The organism is Glutamicibacter sp. 2E12 (assembly GCF_050030965.1).
In the GTDB taxonomy this organism is placed as follows: Bacteria; Actinomycetota; Actinomycetes; order Actinomycetales; family Micrococcaceae; genus Glutamicibacter.
Map to the genome: position 1 here is coordinate 1,324,850 of NZ_CP188297.1, position 13,319 is coordinate 1,338,168.

A 13,319-nucleotide genomic window follows, 5' to 3' on the forward strand; every position below is an offset into this window, starting at 1 on the left:
AGATTCGCCGGCTTCGGCGCACCAAGACCCGAAAGCGGCGGAATTTGCGTTATGTCACGGCATTACGCACGGCGTACTCTTCGCGCTGCCAGGCATTGGTGTGCAGAATTTCACGCAGTTTCTCCACGGCATCCCAGATATCGGTACGCGTCAGGTACAGCGGGGTGATGCCAAAGCGCAGGACTTCCGGTTCGCGGTAGTCCCCGATGACGCCCTGGTCAATGAGCGCAGCGATGATTTCGTACCCATGCTCATGGCGGAAGCTGACGTGGCTGCCGCGAGCAGCATGTTCGCGTGGAGTCACCAGTTCCAGGCCGTAGCCGGCGCAGCGGGTTTCAACCAGCTCGATGAACAGGTCCACTAGCTCCAGCGAGTTGGCGCGCACCTTGTCCATGTCCGCTTCCAGCGCGATATCCAGGCCGACCTCGATCATGGCCAGTGAAGTAACCGGCTGGGTACCGCACATGAAGCGGCGAATGTCATTTGCTGGCGTGTAGCTGTCAGCCATCTCGAAGGGCGACTTGTGCGACCACCAGCCGGACAGCGGCTGCCAGAAACGTTCATGGTGGCGGGCATTGACCCAGATGAAAGCCGGAGAGCCCGGGCCGCCGTTGAGGTACTTGTAGGTGCAGCCCACAGCGTAGTCGGCATCTGCGGTATTCAGGTCAATCGGTACTGCACCTGCGGCATGGGCCAGATCCCAGACCACCAGGGCTCCGGAGCCGTGGATGGCTGCAGTGGTCTCGCCCATGTCCCACATGGAACCGGTGCGGTAGTTCACATGCGACAGAGCCACCACGGCGACAGTTTCGTCCAGTCCAGCGCGCAGCGAGGACTCTCCATCGATGAGCTTCACCTCATAGGCCACACCGGTTTCCTGCGAGAGCGAGTTGACCAGGTCGGCCAACCCCTCGGCGATATAGATGTCCGTGGGGAAATTGTCTCGTTCGGTGAGAATCACCCGGCGCTGCGGGGCATCGGCCTTCTGCGTGCGCAGTGCCGAGGCCAAGGCCTTGAACAGATTCAGCGTGGTGGTATCGGTGATCGCAGTCTCGCTGGGGTTCGCGCCCAGCAACCGCCCCAGCTTGTCGCCGAGCTTCAGCGGCATCTCGAACCAGCCGGCGGTGTTCCAGGAACGGATCAGGCCCTGGCCCCATTCTTCGGTCACCACCTGGGCGGCGCGTTCGGCTGCACCCTTCGGCAACGCGCCCAATGAGTTGCCATCGAGGTAGATGACGCCTTCCGGGAGGTTGAAGCGGTTGCCAAAGGCCACCAGCGGGTCTGCCGCGTCCAATTGGGCAAGGGACTCTCGGGTCAGTTCCGTGGTCATTGGATCTCCTGTTCGGCCAAGATCAAAGCGGGAGGACTTCCGTTCTCCCTGGTGCATCCATCGTAGAATCTAGTTCGATATAGTGCGACCAGATCCAAACTTTTCCAAAGAATTGAGTTGATTAGCCGTGGCAGGTTCATTATGGACGGTTCAAGGCGATGCCATGCCGAATCCTGTTCGCGTCGACGAAACGGATCTGTCCATTCTCACCGAGCTGAGCAAGGATGCTCGAATTGCCAACAACGTCTTGGCTGCCACAGTCGGCTTGGCGCCATCGACCTGCTTGGGCCGGGTGAAAGCACTCTCCAAGGCGGGGGTGATCACCGGTTACCATGCCGCGATCAATGAGCGTCTTCTTGGTGTTGCCGTCAACGCCATGATCTCTATTGTGGTCTCGTCCACAGCCCGAGACCGCTTGCTCTCCTCGGCGCATCAGCTCAAAGAGCTTGCCGAGGTCAGGGAAGTCTTCGTTCTTGGCGGCTCGCCGGATTTGCTGGTTCGGGTGGCTACCCAAAGCATCGAAGACCTACGGGCATTCGTGGCCGCGCACTTGGGCTCCAACCGCGCGTTCTCATCCACCCAGACGGTAATTATCTTCGAGCACCTGGCTTAGCCGAGACAGGCTTTTTGTCATCTAACGGCGTCTCTCATCTATATCTCATTTATTTCAGCCACAATGAAAAACATGGGAAAGGAAGCTTTGCGCCGCGTCTTTGCGACGATCGCTGTCATCGCAGTCGTTTTTCTTGGCGCGTTCGGAATCAGCCAAGCCTTGGAAGGCCCGGCGGACCGGGACCTCGGTGAAGGGTTCATCTTCGAAGAAGTGACTCCTTCCCCGACAATCGGCACACCTGGCACTCCTTCCTCTTCACCTTCTTCCTCGGCGGCTGAATCCCAAAAGCCGTCCTCCAGCCCGAGCACCTCTGCCAAGCCGACAACCTCGGAAAAGCCCAAGCCCAGCGCTACCCCGACACCGAAGCCCAAGCCGAAACCTCCAGCACCAGCACCGCCAAAGAAGACCGTTGTCCCGCTGCCTCCTTCGGGCACCCAGTATGACGACGATGACGACGATGACGATGACGACTACGAAGACTATGACGACGACGATGACGATGACGACTAGAGCGCCGGAACGCCGGTGGTCCATCCGGGCCCGAGTTCTGACCGGGATGATGCTCCTGGTTGGCTTGGCCTTGCTGGCAGCGGGTACGGCAAGCTTCGGCGTACAACGCCACGAACTCAATGAGCGCTTGGATGAGTCATTGACTCGCACCGTCAAGGAATTCGAAGTCCTCACCGAAACCGGTGTTGATCCGCGCACCATGGAACGCTTCAAGCACGCCGAAGACCTGCTGTACATTGCAATGCAACGCACCCTGCCTTCTCCGAAGCAGGGCATGCTCTCCCTGGTAAGTGACGAGGTGCGTTGGACCGCACCGGATATCGTCAACACCCGCCTGGAAGATGATCCGGAATTCCTGGAATGGGCCAGAAGCGTCCAGGACGCCAACCATATCCGCTTGGGAACTGTCGATACGGAAATCACGACCTACCGCGCCGTTGTTGTTCCGGTCAGCCTTCCTGCAGACCACGAGCACGGCGCCTTCGTGCTGGCCTATGACTACTCGGCAGAGGCCATCGCTAATGACCGCAATTTCATGATCTTCGGCGCCGTCGGCGCCTCGGTCATGCTCGTCGCCGCACTGGCCGCCTGGCTTGTGGTAGGACGGATGCTCGACCCGATCCGCCGCCTGCAAACTACCGCGCAACAGATTTCCGAGACCGATGTATCCCAGCGCATTGAAGTTTCGGGAAATGACGAGTTCGCCGAACTGACGGTCACGGTCAACGAAATGCTGGATCGCCTCGAAGGAGCACTCGGTTCCCAACGCCAGCTGCTCGATGATGTCGGGCACGAATTGCGCACTCCGGTGACTATCATCAACGGGCATCTGGAACTGATGGATCCCAACGATCCCGATGATGTTATCCAGAGCCGGGATATCGCGATGGATGAGCTCGGGCGCATGTCCTTGCTGATCAATGACCTGGTCACCCTGGCAAAGTCCAACCGCACCGATTTCCTCCAGGTGGAGCCTGCAGAAGTCGGCAAGCTGCTTGACGACATCCTCGACAAGGCCCGCGGTCTGGGGCCGCGTCAGTGGCGCGTTGACTACCGCACCGAGGCCACCGTGACTCTCGACCCGATCCGGACTACCCAAGCCATGCTGCAGCTCTGCGCCAACGCGGTGAAGTTCTCTGCTGAGGATACCCGCATCGGCTTGGGCAACGAGATCGTCCGCGATGGCCAAGGCAACACCACCTTGCGCTGGTGGGTATCCGATGCCGGCGTGGGCATACAGGCTGAAGATCTTGAACGTATATTCGAGCGCTTCGGACGTGGCCAGAACTCGGTTCGTTCTTCGGGGTCCGGTCTGGGGCTGAACATCGTGCAGGCCATAGCGGAGACCCACGGCGGACGCGTGTGGGTGAATTCGGAACATGGCAAGGGTTCCACGTTCTACATTGATATGCCGTTGACGACTGGAAGCAAGGAAGCATGAGCCAGATACTGATCATTGAAGATGAACCGCGAATCAGTTCGTTCGTAGCCAAGGGGCTGCGTGCTGCGGGACTGACCTCATCCATCGCAGAAACCGGGCATGATGGCTTCACCCAGGCCATCGAGGGTGATCATGAGCTGATCATCCTCGACCTCGGCCTGCCGGATGAAGACGGCTTCTCGGTATTGCGGCGTCTGCGCGCCGCGCAGATCGATACTCCGGTGATCATCCTGACCGCACGCGGCAGCGTGGAAGACACGGTAGCCGGCCTGCAGAACGGCGCCGATGACTACATGGCCAAGCCATTCCACTTCGATGAGTTGCTGGCACGGGTGCGCTTGCGCCTGCGCGCCGAGGACAATGCACCTGAAGTTTCCTCGCTGACCCACGAAGACCTGAACATGGACCTGCTGCGCCGCCGGGTGACGGTCAATGAGCGCGAAGTCGATCTTTCCGCGCGTGAATTCGCGCTGGCCGAAGCCTTCTTGCGCAACCCCGGCCAAGTGCTGAGCCGCGAGCAATTGCTTTCCAGGGTCTGGGGTTATGATTTCGACCCCGGATCCAACGTGGTGGATGTGTATGTCCGCTACCTGCGCAACAAGCTCGGCTCGGAACGCTTTGAGACGGTACGCGGATTCGGCTACCGACTCGCCTCGGAGCGGTAGCCGAATCCTGCACGGGGTCTAGCGCAACGTCGGATCCGGAACGAAGCTCTGCTGGAGCAAACGGCTCCAGCGATTGGCTGGCAGCTGCGGATTCAGCAGTGCAATGCCGATGCAATACTTGGACATCGATACCTCTCGGATGCCCAGCTCGGCCAAGGCCTGGTCCGAAGCGCCCCGGCCATCAGCGGACTTGGTCTCCACGACAATCAAGTCTGGTCCGTCAACCCTCGATTCGCCGTTGGCGTATTCCAGTTCGACGTCACAGGTCAGCCGTTCGCCGTCGATGGGATTCACGAAAGTCGCACGCCGGTAGGCGCTGTCCAGCACTGGCTGCAGCTGGGGGACGTCCTGCCCGTACTCGCGGCGCAGAACCGATTCCAGGAACCCCAGGTTCTCTTCGGTCAGCTCGCCCGCGCTGTCCAGATCCTGCTCTACGCGGTGCTTCACCGTCGACCCTCGAAGCCCCTTGGTCTTGATCTCGAACATCGACAGCCCTGTGTCCGCATAAGTGCGCGAACGCACCTTGTATCTCCGGCGCCGTCCCTGGCGGTGGGCGCGGTACTGGTCGTAGTCCTCGGTATCGAAATACACCGATTCGTAGCGGAAGGTGCGCAAGCCGTCGATCTGCATGATCTTGAATTTATCGCCCAAGCGCTCGGATAATTCCGTGAATTCCTCTGGGGTCAGCAAGAACTTCTTGTCGACGCGGGTCTGCAGCGCGGCTTCGGAGATGACCTCTTCGAGACTGATCGGTTCCCGGCCGATGACGGCTTCTTCCAAAGCCGCTCGCGCCTGGGAGGCAGCGAGGTCCGCGCGCTTGGTAGCAAGCGCCGTCATCAGGACCACGTCTCCTGCTTGGCTCCGTTCTGCGCTGCCGGTGCGGACTGGCTGTTCGCCAATTCATAAGTGCCGGAGAAGCTCTCGGATGCGCTGGACTTGGCATTGGACTTGCTGCCGGCAGCGTTGGTACGGAAGCGGACATCAACGATGGTCAGGTCGCGAACCATGTCCAGCTCGACAACTACGGTTCGCAGTACCTTGGCATCCAGCAGTTCTTCCAATGCAGCCTGCAGGTCCGCCTTCTTCGGGTAGGCACGTTCCAGGGTCACGGTCTGGCGATCGGTGCGTGGGGCGAAGCTCGGGTGGTCGGCCAAGAACATCACCAGGACCAATGCCGCGGTGGCTGCTGGAGCCAACCATGCCGGATCCGGGTGCAAGCCATTGACCAATCCGATGGCCAGTGAAATGAAGTAGTAGGCCACTTCTTCCTGGGTCAGGGTGTCCGAACGAAGGCGAATAATCGAGAGAATACCGAATAGGCCGAGGCCAAGCCCCATGCCCGCGCCGCTACCCGAGAGCAATAAGGTGACAGCGAAGATGCCCATGCTCAAAGCAATATAGGCCAATACGAGGTCGCGGCGGAAGTGGCGGCGGAAGTATACGAAGTACACGAGAACCGTAATACCGATGACGTTGGACGCTAGTCCCATCCAGAATGACAACATTGCTCTACCTTTCAAAGGTGTGAAGTGATGATCCCTTCTAAATGAACTTTAGGTGAACTAAATGATTCCAAAAGTAGAACAACATGAGAACGCCCTCATATTACTGAATGAGTCATGACCTGCATGTTTACCTTCTCATGACGGAGAGGTCGCCGTCTGGCAGGTTTTTCTCAGCTTCTGCGCACCCGATTTTTCCTAGTTCATGAGCGCATCCTCGATGCGTTAAACAGCTATCGGCGGCTCCTCTCTTTGCGAGAGGAGCCGCCGATAGCTGTTTAAGAATTGCTTACTTGCCAGCTTCGATTTCAGCCTTGGCCGTAGCATCCGAGTCGTTCAGGAACTTGCCAATGCGGTCGACTTCTTCAGTCTCGCCGATGGCAGCAGCTGCACGGCCCAGCGCGTAAAGCGAACGCAGGAAACCGCGGTTCGGTTCGTGGCGCCAAGGCACTGGACCCTGTCCGCGCCAGCCGGCTTTGCGCAGCGAGTCCAAGCCGCGGTGGTAGCCAACGCGTGCGAACGCGTAGGACTCCACGATGCGGCCCTCACTGTGCGCTTCGTTGGCAAGCAGCGCCCAAACCAGTGACGAGGCAGGGAATCTTGCCGCCAAGTCCGTGGCTTCATCACCGGCTTCATAGCGTGCGAGCACTTCGGTTTCTTCCGGAAGCAGGGTTTCCGGGATGCCCAGCAGGTTTTCTCCGACCATGGTTACTTCAGCGACTTTCCGGCCGAGCCGAGCTGCTGGGCAGCTTCAACGATGCGGGCAGCCATGGACTCTTCGGCCTTGGCGCCCCACACGCGTGGGTCGTAGGTCTTCTTGTTGCCAACTTCGCCGTCAACCTTCAGCACACCGTCATAGTTGGCAAGCATGTGGCCAGCTACCGGGCGGGTGAAGGCGTACTGGGTGTCGGTGTCGATGTTCATCTTGATCACGCCATAGGCAACTGCGTCAGCAATTTCCTGCTCAGAAGAGCCCGATCCGCCGTGGAATACCAGGTCGAATGGGTTCGCCTTGCCAATCTTGGCGCCAACCTGGGCCTGGATATCCTTCAGGATCTCTGGGCGCAGCTTTACGTTGCCTGGCTTGTAAACGCCGTGGACGTTGCCGAAGGTCAGCGCGGTGATGTAGCGGCCCTTTTCGCCAGCGCCCAAAGCCTCGATGGTAGCCAGGGCATCTTCGACGGTGCTGTACAGCTTGTCGTTGATTGCGTTTTCCACGCCGTCTTCCTCGCCGCCAACGGCACCGATTTCAACTTCGAGGATCTGCTTGGCGGCTGCGGTGCGCGGCAGCAATTCTGCGGCGATACGCAGGTTCTCTTCAAGGGTTTCAGCAGAACCATCCCACATGTGGGAGTTGAAGAATGGATCGCGGCCTGCAGCGACTTCAGCTTCCGAAGCGGCAAGCAGTGGCAACACGAAACCGTCCAGCTTGTCCGCTGGGCAGTGGTCGGTGTGCAAGGCGATGTTCACGCCGTAGTTCTTGGCAACCTGGCGGGCGAAGGCCGCGAAGCCCAGCGAGCCGGTAACCATATCCTTGATGGATGCACCAGACCAGTATGCGGCGCCGCCGGTGGAGACCTGGATGATGCCGTCGGATTCAGCCTCTGCGAAGCCGCGAATTGCGGCGTTCAGAGTCTGCGAGCTGGTCACGTTCACTGCTGGGAAGGCGTAGCCGCCTGCCTTGGCAGCATCGATCATTGCATTGTACTTATCGGGGGTTGCGATAGGCATGCTTCACTCCTGGTGATTAGCGAGGTTACGCGTCTCCATTGACGGCGGTTCGCCATCCATCCTATCGGCTATGTCACTAACTAAGCCCTAAATCTCGTATCGTGACACGGGGAATTCCGCGGTTGACCGCAAAGCAAACGGCCAACCCAGATGAGAGCTCGTCTCATTACGGTTGGCCGCTGGCTTTTTACCTTCTCTATTTGGTTGTTGCGCTTACAGAGGTGCTTCCCGACGGAGCTAGCTGTGTCTTGGTCGTGGTGCTGGGCACTGATGCAGAGCTCGTGGAAGCCTTCGGAGTTTCAGTTCCGGTCGAGGTCGACTTCGACGAATCCGTCTTTGGCGCAGAAGCTGAGCCGGTTGGAGGATCCGGAACGACTTCTTTTTCAGGCTCCGTTGGCGTTTCCGGAACTGAAGGTACCTCCTCCTCAGGTTCTTCCGTGGGTTCAGGTGCCGTGGATTCGCTCTCGCCTGGACTCTTCGAATCGTCTGGGCTCTTCGAACTATCCGGGCTCTTCGAGCTATCAGGGCTCTTCGAACCGTCCGGGCTCTGTGAACCATCCGGAGAATGCGAACCGCTTGGAGTCTCACTCTCGCTCGGCGACGGGCGCTGCGACTCCGATGGCGTCGGCTTCGGCCGTGGAATGATTGGAGTGTCATCCTCAGGGACAATGACGTCTGGATCCGGACCGCTTGGAGCCCGATCAGGAACCCGCGAGCCGTTGCCCTTCGGAGCACTGCCCGCATTGACCGTCAGCCGCTGCGAATTAATCATTGCCTGGCGCTGCCCCGGAATGGTTGGCAGGTAGTTACGCGGATCGTGCCAACGTCCGTCGATGATGACCTCGAAGTGCACATGGCAACCGGTCGAGTTGCCGGTAGTGCCAGCCAAGGCGATCAGCTCACCCTGCTCAACGCGTTGCCCCACTTTGGCAATCAACTTCGAATTGTGGCTGTAGCCAGTCTGGACATTGCTGCCGTGATCAATAGTCACGCGCATGCCGGAGTGCCCGGCCCATGCCGATACGGTCACCGTTCCAGCTTCAGAAGCGTAGACCGGCGAGCCGCAGGAAATAGGGTAGTCCTGGCCAATGTGGATCTGGTTGCCAGGACCGGTAGGGTTGGCACGCCAGCCGTAAGGGCTGGAAATACTGCGGGTCTTGACCGGGTGCATCAGTTGCAGGTCGCCAGGCAATTTACCGAGCTCGCCGACCATGCCCGCGAGCAGAGCTGAGGATTCGTTGTCATTGCCGGACGCTTCTGAGCCGGCGTCAGCGCCATCAAGCATTCCAACGGGACGGCCGTCAATAGCCAGCTCCTTGCCGGAACCGCCAAATGAGTTCAGTGGCGCATCTGCACTGACATAGACCGGTCCGTTGAACATTGATGGATCTGCCACAGCATCGATACCTACAGGGATATCGCCCTGCCTGGAGTCACCGGCCTGCGCCATGATCGGGATCGCCAAGGCTCCCGTCAGTCCTAGCGCGGCGACGATAGAAGTCGACCATATAACCAATGGCCTTCTGCGCCGAGGCAGCCCGGGCAACAGCAAGTCACGGTTCACTTGATGACGTCGTTTCACGACCGCCCTCTCCCAGATCACGTTTTCATAACTAAAACCCAGAGTAGGCGGAAAATGATAACTAATCCAGATGCTCGACTAAACTCGTCAGTATTAAATTTCTTGTTAACCTACTTTTTGCCCAAACACGTGCCTGCGTACCCACGCATGCATGGCAATCCCGGCTGCGGATGCCGCGTTGATTGAACGAGTCGAGCCGAACTGCTCGATGGACAAGGTGTCCTTGGCCGCAGCGTGGACTTCCGGGCTGAGTCCCGGACCTTCCTGCCCGAAGACCAGCACGCAGTCCTTCGGCAGGTCGTAGGTTTCCAGTGGAACGGAGTCCGGGAAGATATCGATTCCCAGAATCGTCAACCCCTCGCCTTCAGCCCAGGCAACGAACTCCTCCACTGTTGCATGGTGGCGTACGTGCTGGTAACGATCAGTAACCATGGCGCCTCGTCGATTCCAGCGGCGACGGCCGATGATATGGACTTCTTTGGCCAGGAAGGCGTTTGCGCTGCGTACCACGGTGCCGATGTTCATATCGTGCTGCCAGTTTTCAATGGCGATATGGAAATCGTGGCGGCGTTCGTCAAGATCAGCAATGATGGCGTCCATCGTCCAGTAGCGGTACTTGTCCGCGACGTTGCGCCGGTCGCCCTCGGCAAGCAGCTGGGGATCGTACTTTCCGTCGGTTGGCAGTTCCCCCTCCCAGGGGCCTACTCCGATCACATGCTGCGCGCTCGGGTCATTAACTGGTTCATGCGTTTCTTCGTTCACAGTATTAAGCCTAGTTCGTTATGTTCGTGCCCTTGTTCACGGTGCATTTGCGTGCGCCTGTGTAATCTCTTAATAGAACGGGATACTTTCAGTGCCGATAGCTCCCACCACATATTTCCCTAGGGAGGATCCACGCCTCGTGACAACTTCAATCCGCGGTACGCGAACTGTCCACGACATCAAATGCTGGCTCACGGACATGGACGGCGTATTGGTTCACGAGAACCAGGCCATCAAGGGCGCCGCCGAGATGCTGAGCTACTGGCGCGACAACAACCTGCGCTTCCTGGTCCTGACCAATAACTCCATCTACACCCCGCGCGATCTGCGTGCTCGCCTATTGGCCTCGGGCCTGGACGTCCCGGAGGAAAACATCTGGACCTCCGCGATGGCCACTGCAGAGTTCCTGGCTCGCCAGCGCCCCGGCGGCCGCACCTTCGTCATTGGCGAAGCCGGTTTGACCACTGCCCTGCATGATGCGGGGTTCATCATGACCGACCAGAACCCTGACTACGTCGTGCTGGGCGAAACCCGCACCTACTCTTTCGAAGCCATCACCAAGGCCATCCGCCTGATCGAAGGCGGGGCGAAGTTCATCGCCACCAACCCGGACGCTACCGGACCGTCCACCGAAGGCATTATGCCAGCCACCGGTGCGATCGCGGCCTTGATCTCGCGTGCAACCAACCGCGAGCCATACGTGGTGGGCAAGCCGAACCCAATGATGTTCCGTTCTGCCCTGAACCGAATCGATGCGCACTCGGAAACCACCGCAATGATCGGCGACCGCATGGACACCGATATCGTTGCGGGCATGGAAGCCGGACTGCTGACCGCATTGGTCTACACCGGCATCACCGCCCGCGAAGACATGGACACCTTCCCGTTCCGCCCGGACCTGCAGTTCCCATCCGTGGCGAATCTGCACGCGGAACTCGCCAAGGGTGCCGCTGCAGCGGAAGCGCCTGCAGCCAAGAAGTAGCAGCTAGCGGATTCAGCAAGGCCGGGCTTTTGCCCGGCCTTGCTGCGTTGACGCAAGATTCCGGAAGTATGCTGAAACCGTGACCGAGCAAGTACCGAACGAGGTCCCGAGCGCGCGGAAGCGTGGACGGCCCAAAGGCAGCACCACGGGGACAACTAGAGCGGCGATCCTCAAAGCCGCGTCCAAGGAGTTCTCCCGTGCCGGATACGAGGCAGCCAGCCTCCGGTCGGTAGCGCGCCGAGCCGGGGTGGATCCAGCACTGGTTCACCACTATTTCAAGGACAAGAGCGACTTGTTTGTCCAGACCATGCGCATCCCCGTCAACCCAGGGGAAATCATCGCCGAGGCGGCAACAGCGCCGTTGGAGGAGATGGGCGAGGCGCTGACTCGCGCATTGCTCGCTACCTGGCGCAAGCCGGCTTTCTGCACGGCAGCAACGGCAATGATCCGGGGCTTGGTCTCCAGCAGCAGCGCGGCGAAAGTCCTCCGTCCATTCCTGCAAGAGCAGATCTTCTCGCGCTTGGGTGCGCGTTTGCCGGAAGAAAGCGCCGAGCCGAGGGTAGCCCTGGTGGCCAGCCAGGTTGTCGGCCTGATTGTCGCGCGCTACATCATTGGCTTGGAGCCTTTGGCCTCCATGGATGATGAGCAGGTTATCGAGCTGGTGGCCCTCACCATCCAGCGCTACCTCACCGGCCAATTGCCTGCGTTGAACCATTGACATGCCGCTGGCAGAGGTCCCTAATTCATTATGTGATGAATAAAACGGCTTGTGTCGATGTGCAGCGGCTCGACGTCAGACGCGGAAGGGCATTGGTCCTGGACCACGTGGAATTCCAGCTCGCGCCGGGACGGATCATCGGCTTGCTCGGCCCCAGCGGCAGCGGCAAGAGCACCTTGCTGCGAAGCATCGTGGGCAACCAGGTCATCAGCAGCGGAACAGTCTCCGTTCTCGGAAAGCCCGCCGGGCACAAGTCCCTGCGCAACCGGGTCGGCTACATGACCCAGGCAGCCAGCGTCTATGACGATTTGAGCGTCCGGCAGAACATCGCCTACTTCGCCAAGATCCTCGGCCAGCCCCCAGCAGAAGTGGATCGAGTCCTCGAAGCCACGGACCTGGCGGACCAGGCTGGCCGGCTGGCCATGGGCCTGTCCGGCGGACAGCGCAATCGGGTGTCCTTGGCCATCGCGCTGCTCGGCTCGCCAGAAATCGTCATCCTGGATGAACCCACGGTGGGTTTGGACCCGGTGCTGCGTGCGGATCTGTGGGCGATGTTCTCGCAGTTGGCGGCCACCGGCCTGTGCCTTGTCGTCTCCAGCCATGTCATGGACGAAGCCATGCGTTGCGATGAAATCCTGCTGCTGCGCGACGGGAAGCTGCTCGGCCAGATGACCCCGGCTGCCTTGATGGAGTCAACCGGTGCAGACAATCCCGAAAATGCCTTCGTCGCCCTGATCGCGGCAAAAGGGAACCAGCCATGAAACGGACACTCGCCACCGCCGGGCGGGTCCTGGCCCAGGTGCGCCATGACCCGCGGACCATTGCCTTGATGCTCATCGTGCCCAGCCTGCTGATCGGCCTGATCGCATGGATCTTCACCGACACCCCGGCCTTCAGCCGCATTGGCCCGGCAATGATCGCCTTGTTCCCATTCGTGGTCATGTTCCTGGTCACCAGCATCGCAACACTGCGCGAGCGGCGCAGCGGAACCCTTGAGCGCCTGCTGAGCATGCCGCTGGCCAAGGGCGAATTCATCTTCGGCTACGCGCTGGCGTTCACCCTGGTTGCGATCCTCCAGACCATGATCGCGGTCAGTTTCGCCATCTGGGTTTGCGGCTTGGAGATCGAAGGCAGTTTCTGGCTGCTGTTCGCGGTGGCCGCCCTCGACGCGCTGCTGGGCATCAGCCTCGGCCTGATGGCCAGCGCCTTCGCACGCACCGAATTCCAGGTGGTTCAGTTCATGCCGGCGCTGGTCATCCCGCAGTTCCTGCTGTCCGGAATCATCCTGCCCCGCGAGCAGCTGCCCGGCGCGCTGGAGGCCATCGGCGCCTGGCTTCCGCTGTCCCACGCCATCGACGCCCTCTCGGATGCCGCGGCGGGAACAGTGGATTCGGCGACGGCAAGAAGCATGCTGGTCATCGCCGCCTGGATCGCCGCCGCGCTGATCGTCGGTTCCCTGACCCTGCGGCGGCGCACCGCCTAG

At 60.0% G+C, this 13,319-nt stretch carries 15 protein-coding genes; 8 read left to right on the plus strand and 7 right to left on the minus strand.

Going from position 1 to position 13,319, the window contains the following annotated elements; genetic code table 11:
* Nucleotides 1-49 precede the first annotated feature (49 nt).
* Nucleotides 50-1,330, minus strand: a complete 1,281-nt coding sequence (gene kynU / locus ACP3TE_RS06120) for a kynureninase (RefSeq protein WP_426735775.1) — start codon at nucleotides 1,328-1,330, stop codon at nucleotides 50-52.
* Nucleotides 1,331-1,493: 163 nt separating this feature from the next.
* On the opposite strand from kynU, the gene ACP3TE_RS06125 reads away from it, so the two are divergent.
* From ACP3TE_RS06125 to ACP3TE_RS06140, 4 genes are all read left to right on the plus strand, one after another.
* Nucleotides 1,494-1,943: an Lrp/AsnC family transcriptional regulator gene (locus ACP3TE_RS06125; RefSeq protein ID WP_133834961.1), complete on the plus strand. Its 450-nt coding sequence runs from the start codon at nucleotides 1,494-1,496 to the stop codon at nucleotides 1,941-1,943.
* A 72-nt stretch (nucleotides 1,944-2,015) separates the two neighbouring features.
* Complete coding sequence (locus tag ACP3TE_RS06130; protein WP_133834962.1) at nucleotides 2,016-2,453, plus strand: hypothetical protein; 438 nt, start codon at nucleotides 2,016-2,018, stop codon at nucleotides 2,451-2,453.
* Nucleotides 2,443-3,894, plus strand: coding sequence for a sensor histidine kinase (locus ACP3TE_RS06135; RefSeq protein ID WP_286172332.1), 1,452 nt, complete (start codon nucleotides 2,443-2,445; stop codon nucleotides 3,892-3,894). The genes ACP3TE_RS06130 and ACP3TE_RS06135 overlap by 11 nt, the downstream gene beginning before the upstream one ends.
* Nucleotides 3,891-4,559 carry a response regulator transcription factor gene (locus ACP3TE_RS06140; protein WP_133834963.1) on the plus strand — a complete coding sequence of 223 codons (669 nt, stop codon included), beginning with the start codon at nucleotides 3,891-3,893 and terminating at the stop codon, nucleotides 4,557-4,559. Before ACP3TE_RS06135 ends, ACP3TE_RS06140 begins: the two co-directional genes overlap by 4 nt.
* An 18-nt stretch (nucleotides 4,560-4,577) precedes the next feature.
* On the opposite strand, the gene ACP3TE_RS06145 is transcribed toward ACP3TE_RS06140, so the two are convergent.
* From ACP3TE_RS06145 to ACP3TE_RS06170, 6 genes are all read right to left on the minus strand, one after another.
* Nucleotides 4,578-5,396 carry a polyphosphate polymerase domain-containing protein gene (locus ACP3TE_RS06145; protein WP_402697462.1) on the minus strand — a complete coding sequence of 273 codons (819 nt, stop codon included), beginning with the start codon at nucleotides 5,394-5,396 and terminating at the stop codon, nucleotides 4,578-4,580.
* Nucleotides 5,396-6,064 (minus strand): DUF4956 domain-containing protein, encoded by a 669-nt coding sequence (locus tag ACP3TE_RS06150; protein WP_133834965.1) that lies wholly within the window; start codon nucleotides 6,062-6,064, stop codon nucleotides 5,396-5,398. Before ACP3TE_RS06150 ends, ACP3TE_RS06145 begins: the two co-directional genes overlap by 1 nt.
* Nucleotides 6,065-6,350: 286 nt before the next feature.
* Nucleotides 6,351-6,767: a DUF3151 domain-containing protein gene (locus ACP3TE_RS06155; protein WP_133834966.1), complete on the minus strand. Its 417-nt coding sequence runs from the start codon at nucleotides 6,765-6,767 to the stop codon at nucleotides 6,351-6,353.
* 2 nt (nucleotides 6,768-6,769) lie between these two features.
* Entirely contained in the window at nucleotides 6,770-7,792 is a 1,023-nt protein-coding gene (fbaA, locus tag ACP3TE_RS06160) for a class II fructose-bisphosphate aldolase (RefSeq protein ID WP_133834967.1), read from the minus strand.
* A 196-nt stretch (nucleotides 7,793-7,988) separates the two neighbouring features.
* The gene (locus ACP3TE_RS06165) at nucleotides 7,989-9,257 is read right to left on the minus strand and encodes a M23 family metallopeptidase (protein WP_133834968.1); all 1,269 of its coding nucleotides are present in this window, start codon (nucleotides 9,255-9,257) and stop codon (nucleotides 7,989-7,991) included.
* A gap of 222 nt (nucleotides 9,258-9,479) precedes the next feature.
* The gene (locus ACP3TE_RS06170) at nucleotides 9,480-10,136 is read right to left on the minus strand and encodes a TrmH family RNA methyltransferase (RefSeq protein WP_105657903.1); all 657 of its coding nucleotides are present in this window, start codon (nucleotides 10,134-10,136) and stop codon (nucleotides 9,480-9,482) included.
* Between the two features lie 139 nt (nucleotides 10,137-10,275).
* On the opposite strand from ACP3TE_RS06170, the gene ACP3TE_RS06175 reads away from it, so the two are divergent.
* The 4 genes from ACP3TE_RS06175 (at nucleotide 10,276) to ACP3TE_RS06190 (ending at nucleotide 13,319) form a co-directional block, all read left to right on the plus strand.
* Nucleotides 10,276-11,118, plus strand: coding sequence for an HAD-IIA family hydrolase (locus ACP3TE_RS06175; protein WP_105657902.1), 843 nt, complete (start codon nucleotides 10,276-10,278; stop codon nucleotides 11,116-11,118).
* A 79-nt stretch (nucleotides 11,119-11,197) separates the two neighbouring features.
* Nucleotides 11,198-11,836: a TetR family transcriptional regulator gene (locus ACP3TE_RS06180; RefSeq protein ID WP_402697460.1), complete on the plus strand. Its 639-nt coding sequence runs from the start codon at nucleotides 11,198-11,200 to the stop codon at nucleotides 11,834-11,836.
* Between the two features lie 35 nt (nucleotides 11,837-11,871).
* Entirely contained in the window at nucleotides 11,872-12,597 is a 726-nt protein-coding gene (locus ACP3TE_RS06185; protein ID WP_426735780.1) for an ABC transporter ATP-binding protein, read from the plus strand.
* Entirely contained in the window at nucleotides 12,594-13,319 is a 726-nt protein-coding gene (locus tag ACP3TE_RS06190) for an ABC transporter permease (protein ID WP_426735781.1), read from the plus strand. The genes ACP3TE_RS06185 and ACP3TE_RS06190 overlap by 4 nt, the downstream gene beginning before the upstream one ends.